General features: G+C 68.3%; 12 protein-coding genes. 4 read left to right on the top strand and 8 right to left on the bottom strand.

Annotated elements, in window-relative coordinates; all coding sequences use genetic code 11:
• Window positions 1-28 precede the first annotated feature (28 nt).
• From purH to BO226_RS01395, 4 genes are read right to left on the bottom strand one after another with little or no spacing between them, the layout of a single operon-like run.
• Window positions 29-1,591, bottom strand: coding sequence for a bifunctional phosphoribosylaminoimidazolecarboxamide formyltransferase/IMP cyclohydrolase (purH, locus tag BO226_RS01410; protein WP_071934482.1), 1,563 nt, complete (start codon window positions 1,589-1,591; stop codon window positions 29-31).
• On the bottom strand, window positions 1,578-2,225 hold the full coding sequence (gene purN / locus BO226_RS01405) for a phosphoribosylglycinamide formyltransferase (RefSeq protein ID WP_024103172.1): 648 nt from the start codon (window positions 2,223-2,225) through the stop codon (window positions 1,578-1,580). Before purN ends, purH begins: the two co-directional genes overlap by 14 nt.
• 55 nt (window positions 2,226-2,280) lie before the next feature.
• Complete coding sequence (locus BO226_RS01400) at window positions 2,281-3,882, bottom strand: cell division protein PerM (protein WP_071934481.1); 1,602 nt, start codon at window positions 3,880-3,882, stop codon at window positions 2,281-2,283.
• A 49-nt stretch (window positions 3,883-3,931) separates the two neighbouring features.
• Window positions 3,932-5,041 carry a DUF5336 domain-containing protein gene (locus tag BO226_RS01395; protein WP_071934480.1) on the bottom strand — a complete coding sequence of 370 codons (1,110 nt, stop codon included), beginning with the start codon at window positions 5,039-5,041 and terminating at the stop codon, window positions 3,932-3,934.
• 83 nt (window positions 5,042-5,124) lie between these two features.
• Between BO226_RS01395 and BO226_RS01390 the strand changes: the two genes are divergently transcribed.
• Window positions 5,125-5,748: an IMPACT family protein gene (locus BO226_RS01390; protein ID WP_071934479.1), complete on the top strand. Its 624-nt coding sequence runs from the start codon at window positions 5,125-5,127 to the stop codon at window positions 5,746-5,748.
• Window positions 5,749-5,816: 68 nt separating this feature from the next.
• Here the strand turns inward: BO226_RS01390 and sucD are convergent, their stop codons facing one another.
• A complete protein-coding gene (gene sucD / locus BO226_RS01385) occupies window positions 5,817-6,719 on the bottom strand; it encodes a succinate--CoA ligase subunit alpha (protein WP_006553762.1) in 903 nt (300 codons plus the stop codon).
• A 16-nt stretch (window positions 6,720-6,735) separates the two neighbouring features.
• Window positions 6,736-7,905, bottom strand: coding sequence for an ADP-forming succinate--CoA ligase subunit beta (gene sucC, locus BO226_RS01380; RefSeq protein WP_006553761.1), 1,170 nt, complete (start codon window positions 7,903-7,905; stop codon window positions 6,736-6,738).
• Window positions 7,906-8,347: 442 nt separating this feature from the next.
• Here sucC and BO226_RS01375 point away from each other — a divergent pair, with 442 nt between their 5' ends.
• Entirely contained in the window at window positions 8,348-9,337 is a 990-nt protein-coding gene (locus tag BO226_RS01375; protein ID WP_006553760.1) for a M23 family metallopeptidase, read from the top strand.
• Between the two features lie 110 nt (window positions 9,338-9,447).
• Here BO226_RS01375 and pcrA read toward each other — a convergent pair whose 3' ends face one another.
• Window positions 9,448-11,826: a DNA helicase PcrA gene (gene pcrA, locus BO226_RS01370; RefSeq protein ID WP_071934478.1), complete on the bottom strand. Its 2,379-nt coding sequence runs from the start codon at window positions 11,824-11,826 to the stop codon at window positions 9,448-9,450.
• Window positions 11,827-12,060: 234 nt separating this feature from the next.
• Here pcrA and BO226_RS01365 point away from each other — a divergent pair, with 234 nt between their 5' ends.
• A complete protein-coding gene (locus tag BO226_RS01365) occupies window positions 12,061-12,396 on the top strand; it encodes a chorismate mutase (RefSeq protein WP_006553758.1) in 336 nt (111 codons plus the stop codon).
• 104 nt (window positions 12,397-12,500) lie between these two features.
• Here BO226_RS01365 and BO226_RS01360 read toward each other — a convergent pair whose 3' ends face one another.
• Window positions 12,501-13,952, bottom strand: coding sequence for an NAD-dependent succinate-semialdehyde dehydrogenase (locus BO226_RS01360; RefSeq protein ID WP_006553757.1), 1,452 nt, complete (start codon window positions 13,950-13,952; stop codon window positions 12,501-12,503).
• Between the two features lie 119 nt (window positions 13,953-14,071).
• Between BO226_RS01360 and pgi the strand changes: the two genes are divergently transcribed.
• A complete protein-coding gene (pgi, locus tag BO226_RS01355; RefSeq protein ID WP_071934477.1) occupies window positions 14,072-15,715 on the top strand; it encodes a glucose-6-phosphate isomerase in 1,644 nt (547 codons plus the stop codon).
• The last annotated feature ends 1 nt before the right edge of the window (window position 15,716 follow it).

The following is a 15,716-nucleotide window of genomic DNA, read 5'->3' as shown; positions in this document are numbered from 1 at the left end:
CGTGGGTGCCGCGCGTGTGTGTTCGTGACTAGTGCGCGAAGTGCCGCGCGCCGGTGAGGTACAGCGTCACGCCGGCCTCGCGAGCGGCCTCGATGACCTCGTTGTCGCGCACCGAGCCACCCGGCTGCACGATCGCCTTCACGCCGGCCTCGGTCAGCACCTGTAGACCGTCGGCGAACGGGAAGAAGGCATCCGACGCGGCCACCGACCCGGCGACGCGATCACCCGCACGGGTGACGGCGAGTCGCGCCGAGTCGACGCGGTTGACCTGACCCATGCCGACACCGACGGTCGCGCCGCCCGAGGCCAGCAGGATCGCGTTGGACTTCACTGCACGGCATGCGCGCCAGGCGAATTCGAGATCGCGCAGCGTGGCCTCGTCGGCTGCCTCGCCGCACGCGAGCTGCCAGTTGGTGGTGGAGTCGCCGTCCGCGGTGAGCACGTCGCGCTCCTGCAGGAGCAGCCCGCCGGAGATCTGACGGATCTCGACCGGAGCCGACTTCGGCGAATCGGCGCGCAGGATGCGGATGTTCTTCTTGCGGGAGAGCACGTCGACGGCACCGTCGGCGTACGACGGGGCGATGATCACCTCGGTGAAGATCTCGGCGACCTGCTCGGCCATCTCGACGCTCACCTCACGGTTGGCGGCGATGACGCCACCGAAGGCCGAGACCGGATCGCACTCGTGCGCGTTGCGGTGCGCGGTGGCGATGTCGTCGGCGATCGCGATGCCACACGGATTGGCGTGCTTGATGATCGCGACGCACGGCTCGCTGTGGTCGTGCGCGGCGCGCCAGGCGGCGTCGGCGTCCTGGTAGTTGTTGTAGGACATCTCCTTGCCGTGGAACTGCTCGGCCTGCGCGAGCCCCGGCTCACCGGCCTCGTTCACGTACAGGGCCGCGGCCTGGTGCGGGTTCTCGCCGTAGCGAAGGACATTCGCGCGGGTCCAGGTAGCGCCGGTCCACGCCGGGAACTGCGACTCGTCGCCCTCGGGCGCCGCGTAATCGCTGTTCATCCAGCTCGCCACCGCGACGTCGTAGGCGGCGGTGTGCTGGAACGCCTGCGCGGCAAGACGCTTTCGCTGCTGGAGGGTGAAACCGCCACCCTCGACGGCGGCGAGCACGTCACCGTAGGCGGCCGGGTCGACGACGACTGCGACCGACGGGTGGTTCTTCGCCGCGGCACGCACCATCGACGGGCCACCGATGTCGATCTGCTCGACGCACTCGTCGGGGCTCGCACCCGAGGCGACCGTCTGCGTGAACGGGTAGAGGTTCACGACGACGAGTTCGAACGCCTCGATGCCCAGATCGGCGATCTGATCGAGGTGGTCCTGCTTGCGGGTGTCGGCGAGGATGCCGGCGTGCACGCGCGGGTGCAGGGTCTTCACCCGGCCCTCGAGGCACTCGGGGAAGCCGGTCAGTTCCTCGACCTTCGTCACCGGCACGCCTGCGTCGGCGATGGTCTTGGCCGTGGAGCCGGTCGAGACCAGCTCGACACCTGCCGCGTGGAGCCCTGTCGCCAGCTCCACCAGCCCGCTCTTGTCGTACACGCTGACCAGCGCGCGGCGCACAGTCTTACGTTCGGTCACCGGGGATCACGGCCTTTCGTCCATCGGAAACAACTCCACGGGTGGCGACGGCGGCGACCATCTCGGCCAGCAGCCGCCGCTCCACAACCTTGATGCGCTCGTGCAGGGTGTCCTCGTCGTCGTCGTCGAGCACCTGCACGGCTTCCTGCGCGAGGATCGGTCCGGTGTCGACTCCCCCGTCGACGAGATGCACCGTCGAACCGGTGACCTTGACGCCGTAGGCCAGGGCGTCGGCGACGGCGTGCGCGCCGGGGAACGACGGCAGCAGCGCGGGATGAGTGTTGATGATGCGGCCGGCGAACCGTTCCAGGAACGCCGAACCCAGGATCTTCATGAAGCCTGCGGACACCACGAGGTCGGGTTCGTGGGCGGCGACCGCGTCGGTCAGCGCGCGGTCCCACGCGGTGCGGTCCTCGAAGTCGCGCAACGCGACGCGGAACGAGGGGATCCCCTCGTCGGCGGCGTGCCCTTCGGCGGGGCATTCGCGGTCGACACCGACAGCGACGACTGTCGCGGGATATCCGTCGGTCCGGGTGGCGTCGAGCAGCGAACGCAAGAGGCTGCCCGTGCCCGAAGCGAGGACGACGAGCCGCGCCGGCGCGGTGGGCGGCAGCTGGTCACGCGAGGCAGTCAGGGTCCACTCCTGTGAAGTCGAGGTGGGTCGGCCGATCGACCGGCCGTAGGAGAGCCTAGTCGGCACCCTTTTCGGCCTTGTTCGCGACCTCCTCGGCGGGCTCGTCGTCGTCCTCGGCGTCATCCTCGTCGACGACCTCGACCACCTCGGCGTCGATGACGTCGTCGGCGTCCGCATCCTCTTCGAGGCTCTCCGCGTCGTCCTCGGCAGCCTCGTCCTCGTCGACTGCGGCGGCTTCGTCCTCGTCGGCTTCTGCCACCTCGCGCTCGGCGGCGGTGGTGTCCTCTGCCACAGGAGCTTCGAGTGCCGAGGTCTCGTTCTCGGCCGCCTCGAGTTCTCCGTCGGCTCCTGCATCAGCGGCGTCGTCGGCCTCGTCCGCGTCCGTCGCATCCTCCGAGGTCTCCTCGTCCACCTCGGTGTCGGCGCGCAGTGCCACCGCGGCCAATCGTCCTTCGCGCCACACGAGCAGCTGCGCCGTGATGATGCCGAGCAGGCCCGACCAGGCGAAGACGAGGATGCCGGCGAGCCACCAGTTGGCGCCGACCGTGCCGAAGACGCCGAGCGGGCCGCCCGCAACCCAGGTCGCCAGCGCCGTGACGAGTCCGGCGCCCGCTGCGGCAGCGAGCACCGTCCATGAAGCGTCGGCGCTGCCCACCGGGGCACCGTCGGCCTTCGCCTGCAGGGTTCGCTGCGCGGCGAAACGTCCGAGCAGCGCACCGACCGTCGCCGGAACGGCCAGCAGCACCGGCCAGAACGCTGCGGCCGGACCCGAGGGGACCGCCGCGAGCACCGGCAGCGCCGGGAGGTCACCGCCCGTCGCCTCGAACAGGCTCAGGTGGATGTCGCCGACGTGCACGGTGCTGCCCGCCAGAACGGCCGCGGCACCGATGATGACGTTGGGCAGGTACAGGATCGACATCACCGTCAGCCCCAGCACGCCGGTCCAGTGATCCCCGCGCGCGAGCAGTTCACCGACGACGTTCCACGACCACAACAGTCCGGCGACGACCGCCACCCCACCGAGGGCGAACATCCCCAGCAGCACCCGCAGTGCCGGACGGAAGGCGAGCACGAGCCAATCGGGAGCCGAGTAGTAGCGCACCAGCGGCTTCCACACACGGGAGCCGATACCGATGAGAGCCGCGGCCAGGTAGATGGCGGTGACCCACGCGAGCGCGGCAGCTGCATTCGGAGGCGTCACCGGCAGCACGCTCGCCGCATCCTGCAGCACGATCAGCGACGCCGCGGTCACCAGTAGCGGGCCGGCGAGGACGGCGACGGTGATGCGCGAGACATCCTGACGGTCGAGGGCGTACCCACTGTTCTCGACGAGCGCGTCGGCCGCGGACGCGCACCCGCGCGCCGCCTGCCATACCAGGACCGCGGTGGGCAGCAGCGGCAGCACACCGAGCGACGTGCCGTCGATCGTGAGCGTCACCTGGTGCAGTGCGAGCCACGTGCCGGCGATCGCAGCGTAGATGCCGGTGAGGTCGCTGTTGGCGACGACCATCGTCGTCACCACGATGGTGGCCACGACGGCGAGCGTCACCGCCGGAACGCGGGCGGCGGTGCCGAGCAGGATGCGAAACCGCTCCGGGTCCAGGCTGTCGTCGTCGGTTGGAACGTGCCGGGTGGACCGGCCGAGCGTCGAAGTCATCGGTTCGAGAGTGTCACCGACACGGCGATCGTGGTGTCAGGCGCGCCGATCACCGCTGGTCGTCCGGTGCGCGGAAGGCCTGCGTGGCGTCCTGGTCGCCGGTCGCAGTGGTCCCGGTCTCCTCGCGACGTTCCGTGCCCGTCGTGTCGTCATCGGACACTGTGCCGTCCGCCCGGGTGGCTGGGCCGTCCGCCCGGGTGTCGGTGTGGTCCGTCGAGTCCTGAGCGCCGTGCGGTTCCTGGACCGGGTACTGCTGGGTCGGCTGCGCACCCGTGTACTGCTGGCCGGCGCCGTACTGCTGGGCACCGGAATACTGTGCTCCCCCGCCGTACTGCTGAGCGCCCGGGAACTGCTGAGCGCCCGGGAACTGCTGAGCGCCCGGGAACTGCTGGGAACCGGGGAACTGCTGGGCTCCGCTGTACTGCTGCCCGCCGTACTGCTGGGCGTCCGGATACTGCTGGGAACCGCCGTACTGCTGCGACCCCGAATACTGCTGCGCGCCGGAGTACTCCCCCGACGTCTGCTGTCCGGGATACGCCTGGTGTCCGGGATGCGGCGCACCGAACTGGGACTGCCCGACGGCTCCCTGCTGCGAGCCGTAGGGCTGGCCGTATCCCTGCGGACCGTAAATCTGCGGCGAACCGGAGCCCTGGGGCTGACCTGTTCCCGCACCGGTCCCGAATCCCTGGTACTGCCCGGCGCTCTGCGGCGACCCGAAGGAACTCCGCTCACCCGACCGGCCGGACACGAGGATGCCGAGGCCGAACAGCAATGCGACGAGCGCCAGCGCGAACTGCAGGAAACCGAGGACGAGGATCGTCACGCCGCCCCACGCGATCCCGGTGTCCTCGGGCAGATGGAAGAGCTGGAACAGGGATGTCACGAAACCGACGCCCGACGCCGCGACGGCCACCGCACGCAGGTCCTGGCCGGGGAGCAGCGACAGCGCCGCGCTCACACCGCCGAAGAGCAGGAAGGCCAGCGGCACGACGGCGAAGCCGAAATCGAAGGACGTGAGCGCCACCTGCGAGCCGAAGGTGATGTTCACGAAGGGCGTGAGGCCGAGGAGGAAGTTCACGGCACCGAGCACGGCCACCGCGAGTGGCAGCAACAACGGCACCACCTTGCTCTGGGCGGATGCGCCTGCGGGGAATGTCATCGATTCTCCTGCCGTCGATCGGTGTGTGTCGGTCACTCGTCCTGCAGTCAACAGCCTAGGGACTACCCGAGAGAATGGGGTCCATGCCGCACACTCTCGCCCCGGGCCCCGACGTCGTGGTCGAGACGGAGGTGAAGCACTCGCGTTTCCTCGCCGCGGTTCGTCGTGTCGACACGGCCGACGCCGCGCTCGCCTTCGTCGACGAACAACGCCGACTGTATCCCGATGCCCGACATCACTGCTGGGCGTTCGTGGTGGGTGACGACCCGTCGGCGCGTGCCGAGCGGTCGAGCGACGACGGGGAGCCGGGCGGCACGGCCGGCATCCCGATGCTGCAGGTCCTGCACCACCGGGATCTGGTGAACGTCGCGGTGGTGGTAACCCGATGGTTCGGAGGGGTCAAGCTCGGCGCGGGCGGGCTGGTGCGCGCGTACTCGGGTGTGGTCGCGACGGCCTTGGACGAGGCGCCCCTCGTCGAGCGCAGGCAGCAGGAGAAGTTCACCCTCGCGATCGATCACGGCGAAGCGGGTCGCGTGGAGGCGGAACTGCGCGGCCGCGGGGTCGCAGTGCTCGACGTGGCCTATGCGGACCGGGTGGTCCTCACCGTCGCGGGGCGCGAGCGGAGCGAACTGGAGGGCTGGGTGGCGTCACTGACGTCCGGGGCGGGCGAACTCGAACCCGCGGGAGTCGACTGGATCGACTCCTGAAACGGCGCGTGCGCGCCTCCCGATGGCGGAACGCCACCGGAAGGCGCGCACGGAAGGCGACGCTGCTGTCAGAGCGACTGCAGGATCTCGCGAGCGAGCGCAGCGGTCTCGGACGGCGTCTTGCCAACCTTCACGCCGGCCGCCTCGAGAGCGTCCTTCTTGGCCTGAGCGGTGCCCGAGGAGCCCGAGACGATGGCGCCGGCGTGGCCCATGGTCTTGCCCTCGGGAGCGGTGAAGCCTGCGACGTAGCCGACGACGGGCTTGGTCACGTTGGCCTTGATGTAATCGGCCGCGCGCTCCTCGGCGTCGCCGCCGATCTCGCCGATCATGACGATGACCTTGGTCTCCGGGTCCTTCTCGAACGCCTCGATGGCATCGATGTGGGTGGTGCCGATGACCGGGTCGCCGCCGATGCCGATGGCGGTCGAGAAGCCGTACTCGCGCAGCTCGAACATCATCTGGTAGGTCAGGGTGCCCGACTTCGAGACGAGGCCGACCGGACCCTTGCCGGCGATGTTCGCCGGGGTGATGCCGACGAGCGCCTCACCCGGGGTGATGATGCCGGGGCAGTTGGGGCCGATGATGCGGGTCTTGTTGCCCTTCTGGACGTTGTACGCCCAAGCGTAGGCGGAGTCCTGCACCGGGATGCCCTCGGTGATGACCACGAGCAGCGGGATCTCCGCGTCGATGGCCTCGACGATGGCGTCCTTCGAGAAGGCCGGGGGAACGAATGCGATCGAGACATCGGCGCCGGTCTCCTTCATGGCCTCGGCGACGGAGCCGAAGACGGGGAGCTCGACCGGGTTGCCGTCCTTGTCGGTGTGCGAGACCGTCGTGCCGGCCTTGCGGGCGTTCACGCCGCCGACGACCTGGGTGCCGGCCTTGAGCATGAGCGCGGTGTGCTTGGTGCCCTCGCCGCCGGTGATGCCCTGGACGATGACCTTGGAATCCTTGGTAAGGAAGATTGCCATTGTTCTGTGTGTCCCTTTACTTCGCTGCGAAGGCGAGTTCGGCCGCCTTGTCGGCAGCCTCGTCCATGGTGGCGACGACCGTGACCAGCGGGTGGTTGGCCTCGGCGAGGATGCGGCGACCTTCGTCGACGTTGTTGCCGTCGAGGCGGACGACCAGCGGCTTGTTGGCCTCGTCGCCGAGGATCTCGAGGGCCTTGACGATGCCGTTCGCGACCGCGTCGCACGCGGTGATGCCACCGAAGACGTTGACGAACACGCTCTTGACCTGAGCGTCGTTCAGGATGACGTCGAGACCGGCAGCCATGACGGCCGCAGAGGCGCCGCCACCGATGTCGAGGAAGTTGGCGGGCTTGACGCCGCCGTGCTTCTCGCCTGCGTAGGCGACGACGTCGAGGGTCGACATGACCAGGCCGGCGCCGTTACCGATGATTCCGACCTCGCCGTCGAGCTTGACGTAGTTGAGGTCGTTCTCCTTGGCCTTGAGCTCGAGGGGATCCGTGGCGTCCTTGTCCTCGAACTCGGCGTGGCCGGGCTGACGGAAGTCGGCGTTGGCATCCAGGGTGACCTTGCCGTCGAGGGCGAGGATCTGGTCGTCCGGGGTACGGACGAGGGGGTTGACCTCCACGAGAAGAGCGTCTTCCTTGACGAAGACCTCCCACAGCTTCTGGATGGTCACGGCTGCGGCGTCGAGGACCTCGGCGGGCAGGTGGCCCTTCTCGGCGATCTCGCGCGCGAACGCGAGGTCGACACCCTTGACGGCGTCGACGGGGACCTTGGCGAGGCGCTCCGGCTTGGTGGCGGCGACCTCTTCGATCTCCATGCCGCCCTCGACCGAGCACATCGCCAGGTAGGTGCGGTTGGTGCGGTCGAGCAGGAAGGAGATGTAGTACTCCTCCGCGATGTCACTGGCCTCGGCGACCAGGAGCTTCTTGACGATGTGACCCTTGATGTCGAGCCCGAGGATGTTCTCGGCGTGGGTCTGCGCGTCGTCTGCGGTGGCGGCGTACTTCACGCCACCGGCCTTGCCGCGGCCGCCGACCTTGACCTGGGCCTTGACCATGACCGGCTTCCCGATTTCCTCCGCGATCTCGCGGGCACCGGCGACAGTGTCGGTAACACGGCCGGCCGACGTCGGCACGTCATGCTTGGCGAAGAGTTCCTTCGCCTGATATTCGAAGAGATCCATCTGCTCACCGTCTCGTCTGCGTTCACGCCCGCTCCGGGGTATCGAGCGGGTCGTTTCGGACTCTAGTTTCTCGGCCGGGCCGCGGATCACGCGCGGCAGTCCCATGTGGCACAGGTCACGCGCGCGTAGGTCCGGGAACGACTTCACAGTTCCCCTCCCGGGACGTGGCGGGCGCCACGTTCGAGCGGAGCACTCGGTTCAGAATGACAGGTACCCACTCGCTCCCCGACACCGGATCCCACGCTGCCGCGATGCAACAGACTCGTGACGTGTCGGAAAACAGTGTTTGGAACTCCGGCCGCTGGGGCATGTCCCAATTTGCCCCGGTTTGCACTGTGATGCCACTCACATAACGTCCGCCGGACGAACTACGGCTTGCCACCCCCGCGATCACTTCGTTACCGTCGCCTGGTCGAAGTAACGATGAGGTCACGAACGGAGGATGGCGATGCGCTCTGGTAACCCGAGTGCCGAGAGCCGAACCCGCCGTCCCGAATCGGCACCCGAAGACTGGAATGCCTGGGAAGCCGCCACGATGGACTTCCGTAACACCGGCCCCGGTTCCGAGCCCACCTACTACTCCGACTCCTTCGGCCACGCCGTCCGCGACGACCGCTTCGCGCAGGATCGTCGCGACGAGAGCACCGACGTCACCGCTCCCGCATCCCGCGGTGGAGCCCATCGACTTCCCACTCCCCCCACTGCCCTCAAGGGCCGCGCCGCAGTCTTCGCGGTCGCCGCAGGCGCCGTGGTCGCCGCGGGCCAGGCCGCAGCCAATGGTGGTCCGGGACAGAACACCGAGCACTCCGAGGTCGCTCTCGCCGCCGGCGAAGCCGATTCCTCGATCATCACGGCCACCGCAGTGCCGCAGGCCGCACAGTTCGCGCCGAGCGCCGACGCCGAGCCGTCGCAGGCCCCGCAGGTGCTCAACATCGCCGACCCGAACGACCTGTCGCAGTTCTCGAATCTCCTGGCCAAGGGCCAGCGATTCAGCGAGGAACGCGCTGCGCGCGAGGCCGCGGCCCGTCGCCCGCTGTTCGTCCTCCCCGCCGCGGGGTCGTTCACCTCGAACTTCGGCGCACGCTGGGGCACCCTCCACGCCGGCGTCGACATCGCAGGCCCCATCGGCACCCCGATCCTCGCGGTCGCCGACGGTGAGGTCATCGATTCCGGCCCGGCTTCCGGCTTCGGCATGTGGGTCCGCCTCCTCCACGCCGACGGCACCATCACCGTGTACGGGCACATCGACCAGTCCCTGGTGACCGTGGGTCAACACGTCATGGCCGGCGACCAGATCGCCACCATGGGCAACCGCGGCTTCTCCACCGGCCCGCACCTGCACTTCGAGGTGCACCTCAACGGCGTCGACAAGATCGATCCCGTCCCGTGGCTCGCCACCCGGGGTATCGCCCTCGGCATCCAGCGCGACTGACCGACCTCGCCGCCGTACGTTCGGCGTGCGTCCCGTTCCGCCCTCTTTCCCGCTTCGGTGCGGACCCGCTCTTTCGTGCGAATCCGCGCCTGACACAGGCTTTCAGGGCATCACAGTTTGATCATCGGCACACCGCCGACGAGCATCAACCGCACCTTGCCGGCACTGCCGAAGTCGATCACGACGGTGGCCGTGGGGCCCGAGCCCCGAGTTTCGAGAACCGTTCCGAGACCGTACTTGTCATGGCTGACGCGGTCGCCGACGTCGAGCACCAAGTGGTTGTTGCGTCCGCGCGCCGCACCGAAACTCGGTGTTCCCGAGGATCCGCGCCGCTCGCCCGCACCGAACCGTGAACCAGTGCCCGAGCCGATCGCCTGACCACGGGCGGGCGTGGGCTCGAGGCGTCGCCAGTCGATGAGGTGCTGCGGAATCTCTTGCAGGAAACGAGATTCCGGATTGGTGAGCGGCTGCCCCCAGGACGAACGCAACACGGCCCGCGTGAGATAGAGACGACGCCGGGCGCGCGTGATGCCGACATACGCGAGTCGCCGTTCCTCGGACAGCTCGGCCGGATCGCCGAGGGCACGCATGTGCGGGAACTGGCCGTCCTCCCAACCGGTGACGAACACAACCGGGAACTCGAGGCCCTTCGCGGTGTGCAACGTCATCAGCGTGACCACACCGGCCTCGTTCTCCGGGATCTGGTCGGCGTCGGCGACGAGCGAGACCTTCTCGAGGAACGCCGCGAGCGATCCTGGTTCGGGATCCCCCTCTTCACGTTCGTCGTCGACGATCCCGGCCGCGTTACGGACGTCGGCACTGAATTCCCTTGCCACGCTGACGAGTTCGTGGAGGTTGTCGAGACGGGCGCCGTCCTGCGGGTCGTCGCTCGCCGACAACTCGGCGCTGTATCCGGTGCGATCGAGGATCGCCTCGACGACGTCGCCGATGTCCACCATGTCGTTGCCGTCGGCGTCGCTCGCGACGAGCATCGCCCGCAGGCCGTCCATCATCTCGACGAAACCGGCGATCGCCTTCTGCGCCCGCGTGTTCAGCAGCGCGACCTTGCCGGCCGCGGCGTCGGCGAGGGCCTGCCCGAAGCTCACACCGAGCCGCTCGGCGTGCACCGCCACGCACGCCTCGGCACGATCGCCGATACCGCGGCGAGGGGTGTTGAGGATGCGGCGCAGGCTCACCGTGTCGTCGGGGTTGTCGAGCACCTTCAGGTACGCAACGACGTCGCGCACCTCCTTGCGCTCGTAGAACCGCACACCGCCGACGACCTTGTAGGGCACACCGTGCCGGATGAAGACGTCCTCGAACGCGCGGGAGGCATTGTTGGTGCGGTAGAACACCGCGATGTCGGAGTAGGTGGTGTCGCCGCCGTCGACGAGCCGGTCGATCTCGGCGGCGACGAACCGCGCCTCGTCGTGCTCGTTGTCGGCGACGTAGCCGGTGATGAGTTCGCCCTCACCCGAATCGGTCCACAGCCGCTTCTCGCGGCGACCCATGTTCTTGGAGATGACGGAATTGGCCGCCGACAAGATGTTCTGGGTGGAGCGGTAATTCTGTTCGAGCAGGATCGTGCGCGCCTGCGGATAGTCGCGCTCGAACTCCTCGATGTTGCGGATCGTGGCGCCGCGGAAGGCGTAGATCGACTGGTCGGCGTCGCCCACCACGCACAGTTCGCTCGGGGGCACGGCGGATTCCTCCTCCGGATCGCCCACGAGGGTGCGCACCAGCACGTACTGCGCGTGGTTGGTGTCCTGGTACTCGTCGACCAGGACGTGACGGAACCGGCGCCGGTAGTACTCGGCGACCTGCGGATGAGCCTGCAGCAGCGCCACCGTCTCGCCGATGAGGTCGTCGAAGTCGAAGGCGTTCGCCGTGCGCAGGCGCTGCTGGTAGTGCGCGTAGACCCGAGCGACGACGCGGGTGAGTTCGGTGGCCGCCGAATCGGTCTCCGCCTCGTGGGCGGCTTCTTCCGGCCCGATCAATTCGTTCTTCAGGTTCGAGATCTGTGTGGACAGCAGCCGGGCGGAGTACTTCTTGCTGTCGAGTTCGAGATCCTTCGCGATCATCGTGAGCAGACGACGGGAATCGTCGGCGTCGTAGATCGTGAAATTCGAATTCATGCCCTGCAGCAGACCCGCCTGCGCGCGCAGGATCCGGACGCAGCTCGAGTGGAAGGTCGAGACCCACATCGCATTCGCGCGCGGCCCCACCAGAGCCGCCACCCGCTCGCGCATCTCGGCGGCGGCCTTGTTGGTGAACGTGATGGCGAGCACCTGACCAGGGACGACGCCGCGCTCGGCCAGCAGATAGGCGATGCGACGCGTGAGCACCGCAGTCTTGCCGGAGCCCGCGCCCGCGACGATCAGCAGCGGGGCTCCTTCGTGCGTGACCGCTTCCCGCTGCTGCGGATTGAGCCCTTCGAGAAGAGCATCGGATCCGGGGCGGGAGTTTGCGAGCGCGACGGGAGTGTTCATCGTTTCACCAAACTACCGGACCGTTCGGACAACGGATCCGGACCACACAGTCGATCAAGCCGAGTGGCAGGGCCTACATGGTGAGTGGCAAACTGGAGACCATGTCTTCTGTCCTTTGCAGGCTCGGATCGAGTTCCGGTTGTCGCTGTCGATTCCCGACTGCCGGCCCGACCCGATACCGGTAACAGCCGCTCCCATACGGGCGATCCTTCAGAGCAGATGCGAGGAGACGACATGAGCACGCACATCGATTCTTCCCTTTCCGGCGAGCCGGACCAGGCGAACGCCGGAACACCGGCCGCGACCGACGACACCGCAGTGCCCACCGAGGCCGAGATCGAGGAGCTCCGCAAGGAGATCGATCGTCTCGACGCCGAGATCCTGGCCGCGGTCAAGCGCCGCACCGAGGTCTCCCGCATGATCGGGCGTACCCGCATGGCGTCCGGCGGTACCCGTCTCGTGCACAGCCGCGAGATGAAGGTCCTCGAGCGGTTCAGCGAGTTGGGCCAGGAAGGCCACACCCTGGCGATGCTGCTGCTCCGCCTCGGGCGTGGCCGCCTGGGCCACTAACGGCGAGGCCGTCCGCGTCACTGACGGCGAGGCCGTCCGCGTCACTGACGGCGTGGCCGTCCGCGTCACTGACGGCGAGGCCGTCCCGACCATCGCCGAGTTCCCTACTGCAGGGCGATGTACTTGGTTTCGAGGAATTCCTCGATGCCTTCGGTACCGCCCTCGCGTCCCAGCCCGGAATCCTTGATTCCGCCGAAGGGGGCCGCGACATCCGAGACGACACCGCGGTTCACACCGACGATGCCCGTTTCGAGCGCATGCGACACGCGCAGGGCCCGGTCGAGGTCGCGCGTGAAGATGTAGGCAGCGAGCCCGTAGCGGGTATCGTTCGCCGCTGCGAGGGCTTCCTCCTCGGTGTCGAAGCCGGTGACGGCCGCGACCGGCCCGAAGACCTCTTCCTGCAGGATGCGGGCCTGCTTCGGCACGTCGTCGAGCACGGTGGCCGGGTAGAACCATCCCGGTCCGTCCGCGGGTTCACCGCCCAGGCGCACCGAGGCACCCGCCGACACCGCGTCCTGCACGAGTTCGATCACGGTCTTCTTCTGGTTCTCGTTGACCAGGGGGCCCAGCGTCGCGTCGGGGTCCGTTCCCGGCCCGAGCTTGTACGACGCCATGCGTTCGGTGAGCTTGGCGACGAAGGCGTCGCGCACCGAGTTGTGGACGTGGAAGCGGTTCGCGGCCGTGCAGGCCTCTCCCCCGTTGCGCAGCTTGGCTGCCACCGCGCCCTCGACCGCGGCGTCGAGGTCGGCGTCCTCGAAGACGACGAACGGCGCGTTGCCTCCGAGCTCGAGCGAGGTGCGCAGCAGCGAACGACCGGCCTTCTCGGCGAGCATGCGCCCGACCTCGGTGGAGCCGGTGAAGGTGAGCTTGCGCAGCCGGGGATCCTCGAGGAGCGGCCCGGTGACCTCACCGGCATGTGAAGACGGGAGCACCGACAGGACACCCTTGGGTAGTCCTGCCTCGTCGAAGAGCTGCGCGAGCAGCTGGATCGTGAGGGGCGTCTCGGACGCGGGCTTGACGATGATCGTGCATCCCGCCGCGAGGGCGGGACCGATCTTGCGGGTTCCCATCGCGAGCGGGAAGTTCCACGGTGTGATGGCCAGGCAGGGACCGACGGGTTGTTTCGTCACGAGAACGCGACCGGTGCCGGCAGGGGCGGGCGTGTAGCGACCGGCGATGCGGACCGCCTCCTCGGAGAACCATCGCAGAAATTCGGCGCCGTAGGTCACCTCCGATCGGCTCTCCGGTAGTGCCTTACCCATCTCGAGTGTCATGAGCAGCGCGAAGTCGTCGGCGCGTTCGGTGATCTTCCGCCACACCGTCCGCAACAGTTCGGCGCGTTCTCGCGGCGGGGTCGCAGCCCATTCCGGACCGGCCGCGACGGCCGCGTCGAGGGCCCGCAAGGCATCACCGGGCGCGGCATCGGCGACACGGGTGAGTTCGTCACCGGTCGCGGGATCGTGGACTCCGAAGGTGGCTCCGTTCTCGGCCGCCACCCACTCACCGCCGAGGAACAGGTCGGTGGGGACGGACCGAATCAGTTCTGCAGCATCCATATGCCCCATCATGCGCGTCGCGGTCGCTCGCTGTGGGAAACCGAGGGATCCCTTCGTCACACACCGGGGCCCAGTTGCACACCGGGCGCACCGTGTCGGGGCGCACTACTGTCGACGACATGAGCGACGTAACCGCAACGGCACCGTGGAAAGCTCTTGAAGACCATCGCGACCGGCTCGAATCGGTGTCGCTGCGGCAGTTGTTCACCACCGAACCCGACAGGGTCTCGGCGTTGACGGTCCCTGCCGGGGATCTGGTGATCGATTTCAGCAAGCAACGCCTCGACACCCCGGTCGTGCAGGCCCTGCTCGAGCTCGCCGACACCGCGGGGATCGCCGCGGCTCGGGAGGCGATGCTCTCGGGTGCGCACATCAACGTCACCGAGGATCGGGCGGTGCTGCACACCGCCCTGCGCCTGCCCCGCGAGGCGGAACTGGTCGTCGACGGGGTCGATGTCGTCGCCGATGTCCATGCCGTGCTCGACCGGATGGGCGAGTTCACCGACCGCCTCCGCAGCGGCGACTGGCGCGGCGCCACCGGGCAGCCGATCGCCACGGTGGTCAACATCGGCATCGGCGGCTCCGATCTGGGTCCGGCGATGGTCACCCGCGCGTTGCGGCGTTTTCATGACGGGCCGGCGGCGCGGTTCGTCTCCAACGTCGACCCGGCGGATCTGACCGCGGCGCTGGCCGACCTGGACCCGGCGACGACCGTGTTCGTCGTCGCGTCGAAGACGTTTTCCACCCTCGAAACCCTCTCCAACGCCACCGCCGCCCGCCGCTGGCTCGTCGACGCCCTCGGGGAGGACGCCGTGGCGAAGCATTTCGTCGCGGTGTCGACGCACACCGAGCGGGTGGTCGAGTTCGGTATCGACCCGGCGAACATGTTCGAGTTCTGGGACTGGGTCGGCGGGCGTTATTCGGTGGGTTCGGCCATCGGCCTGGCGGTCATGTGCGCGATCGGCCGCGAGCGGTTCGGCGAGTTCCTCGCCGGCATGCACGCCCTCGACACCCACTTCGCCACCGCGCAGCCGGCACAGAATGCACCGTTGCTGGCCGGGTTGATCGGGGTGTGGAATGCGAGCGTCCTCGGCCACCGCTCGCGGGCGGTGGTGCCGTATGCGCAGGATCTGGCGCGGCTGCCGGCCTATCTGCAGCAGCTGACCATGGAATCGAACGGTAAATCCGTGCGCGCCGACGGCACACCGGTGGTGTGTCCGACCGGGGAGGTGTTCTGGGGTGAGCCCGGTACCAACGGTCAGCACGCCTTCTTCCAGCTGTTGCACCAGGGCACCGAGATCGTCCCCGTCGACTTCCTCGGCCTGGCCCGTAGCGGCGACGACCTACCCGCCCGCGACGGGCAGACCAGCATGCAGGTGTTGTTGCTGGCGAACATGTTCGCCCAGGCCAAAGTGTTGGCCTTCGGGCGTGATGCCGACGAGGTCCGTGCCGACGGCGTCGACGAGGCGTTGGTCGCGCACAAGGTGATGCCCGGGGATCGGCCGTCGACGACGATCCTCGCCCCCGAACTCACCCCCTCGGTGGTCGGGCAGATCATCGCCTTCTACGAACACCAGACCTTCGTCCAAGGCATCGTGTGGGGGATCGATTCGTTCGACCAGTGGGGCGTCGAACTCGGCAAGACCCAGGCCACCGCCCTGCAGACCGTCCTCGCCGGCGACGACACACCCGACACCGGCGACGCGTCCACCGACCACCTGATCGAGATCTACCGCAACCTGCGCGACGGAGCGTCTACGTAAA

Source organism: Rhodococcus sp. 2G (assembly GCF_001886355.1).
Classification (GTDB): domain Bacteria; phylum Actinomycetota; class Actinomycetes; order Mycobacteriales; family Mycobacteriaceae; genus Rhodococcus; species Rhodococcus pyridinivorans.
This window is presented reverse-complemented; position numbering and strand designations above follow the sequence as displayed.

What these genes read in the sequence shown, in the direction of transcription:
- sucC (WP_006553761.1), bottom strand. Translation starts at nt 7,905, where the DNA reads ATGGATCTCTTCGAATATCAGGCGAAGGAACTCTTCGCCAAGCATGAC.
- pcrA (WP_071934478.1), bottom strand. Translation starts at nt 11,826, where the DNA reads ATGAACACTCCCGTCGCGCTCGCAAACTCCCGCCCCGGATCCGATGCT.
- BO226_RS01395 (WP_071934480.1), bottom strand. Translation starts at nt 5,041, where the DNA reads ATGACATTCCCCGCAGGCGCATCCGCCCAGAGCAAGGTGGTGCCGTTG.
- sucD (WP_006553762.1), bottom strand. Translation starts at nt 6,719, where the DNA reads ATGGCAATCTTCCTTACCAAGGATTCCAAGGTCATCGTCCAGGGCATC.
- BO226_RS01360 (WP_006553757.1), bottom strand. Translation starts at nt 13,952, where the DNA reads ATGGATGCTGCAGAACTGATTCGGTCCGTCCCCACCGACCTGTTCCTC.
- BO226_RS01365 (WP_006553758.1), top strand. Translation starts at nt 12,061, where the DNA reads ATGAGCACGCACATCGATTCTTCCCTTTCCGGCGAGCCGGACCAGGCG.
- BO226_RS01375 (WP_006553760.1), top strand. Translation starts at nt 8,348, where the DNA reads ATGGCGATGCGCTCTGGTAACCCGAGTGCCGAGAGCCGAACCCGCCGT.
- BO226_RS01400 (WP_071934481.1), bottom strand. Translation starts at nt 3,882, where the DNA reads ATGACTTCGACGCTCGGCCGGTCCACCCGGCACGTTCCAACCGACGAC.
- BO226_RS01390 (WP_071934479.1), top strand. Translation starts at nt 5,125, where the DNA reads ATGCCGCACACTCTCGCCCCGGGCCCCGACGTCGTGGTCGAGACGGAG.
- pgi (WP_071934477.1), top strand. Translation starts at nt 14,072, where the DNA reads ATGAGCGACGTAACCGCAACGGCACCGTGGAAAGCTCTTGAAGACCAT.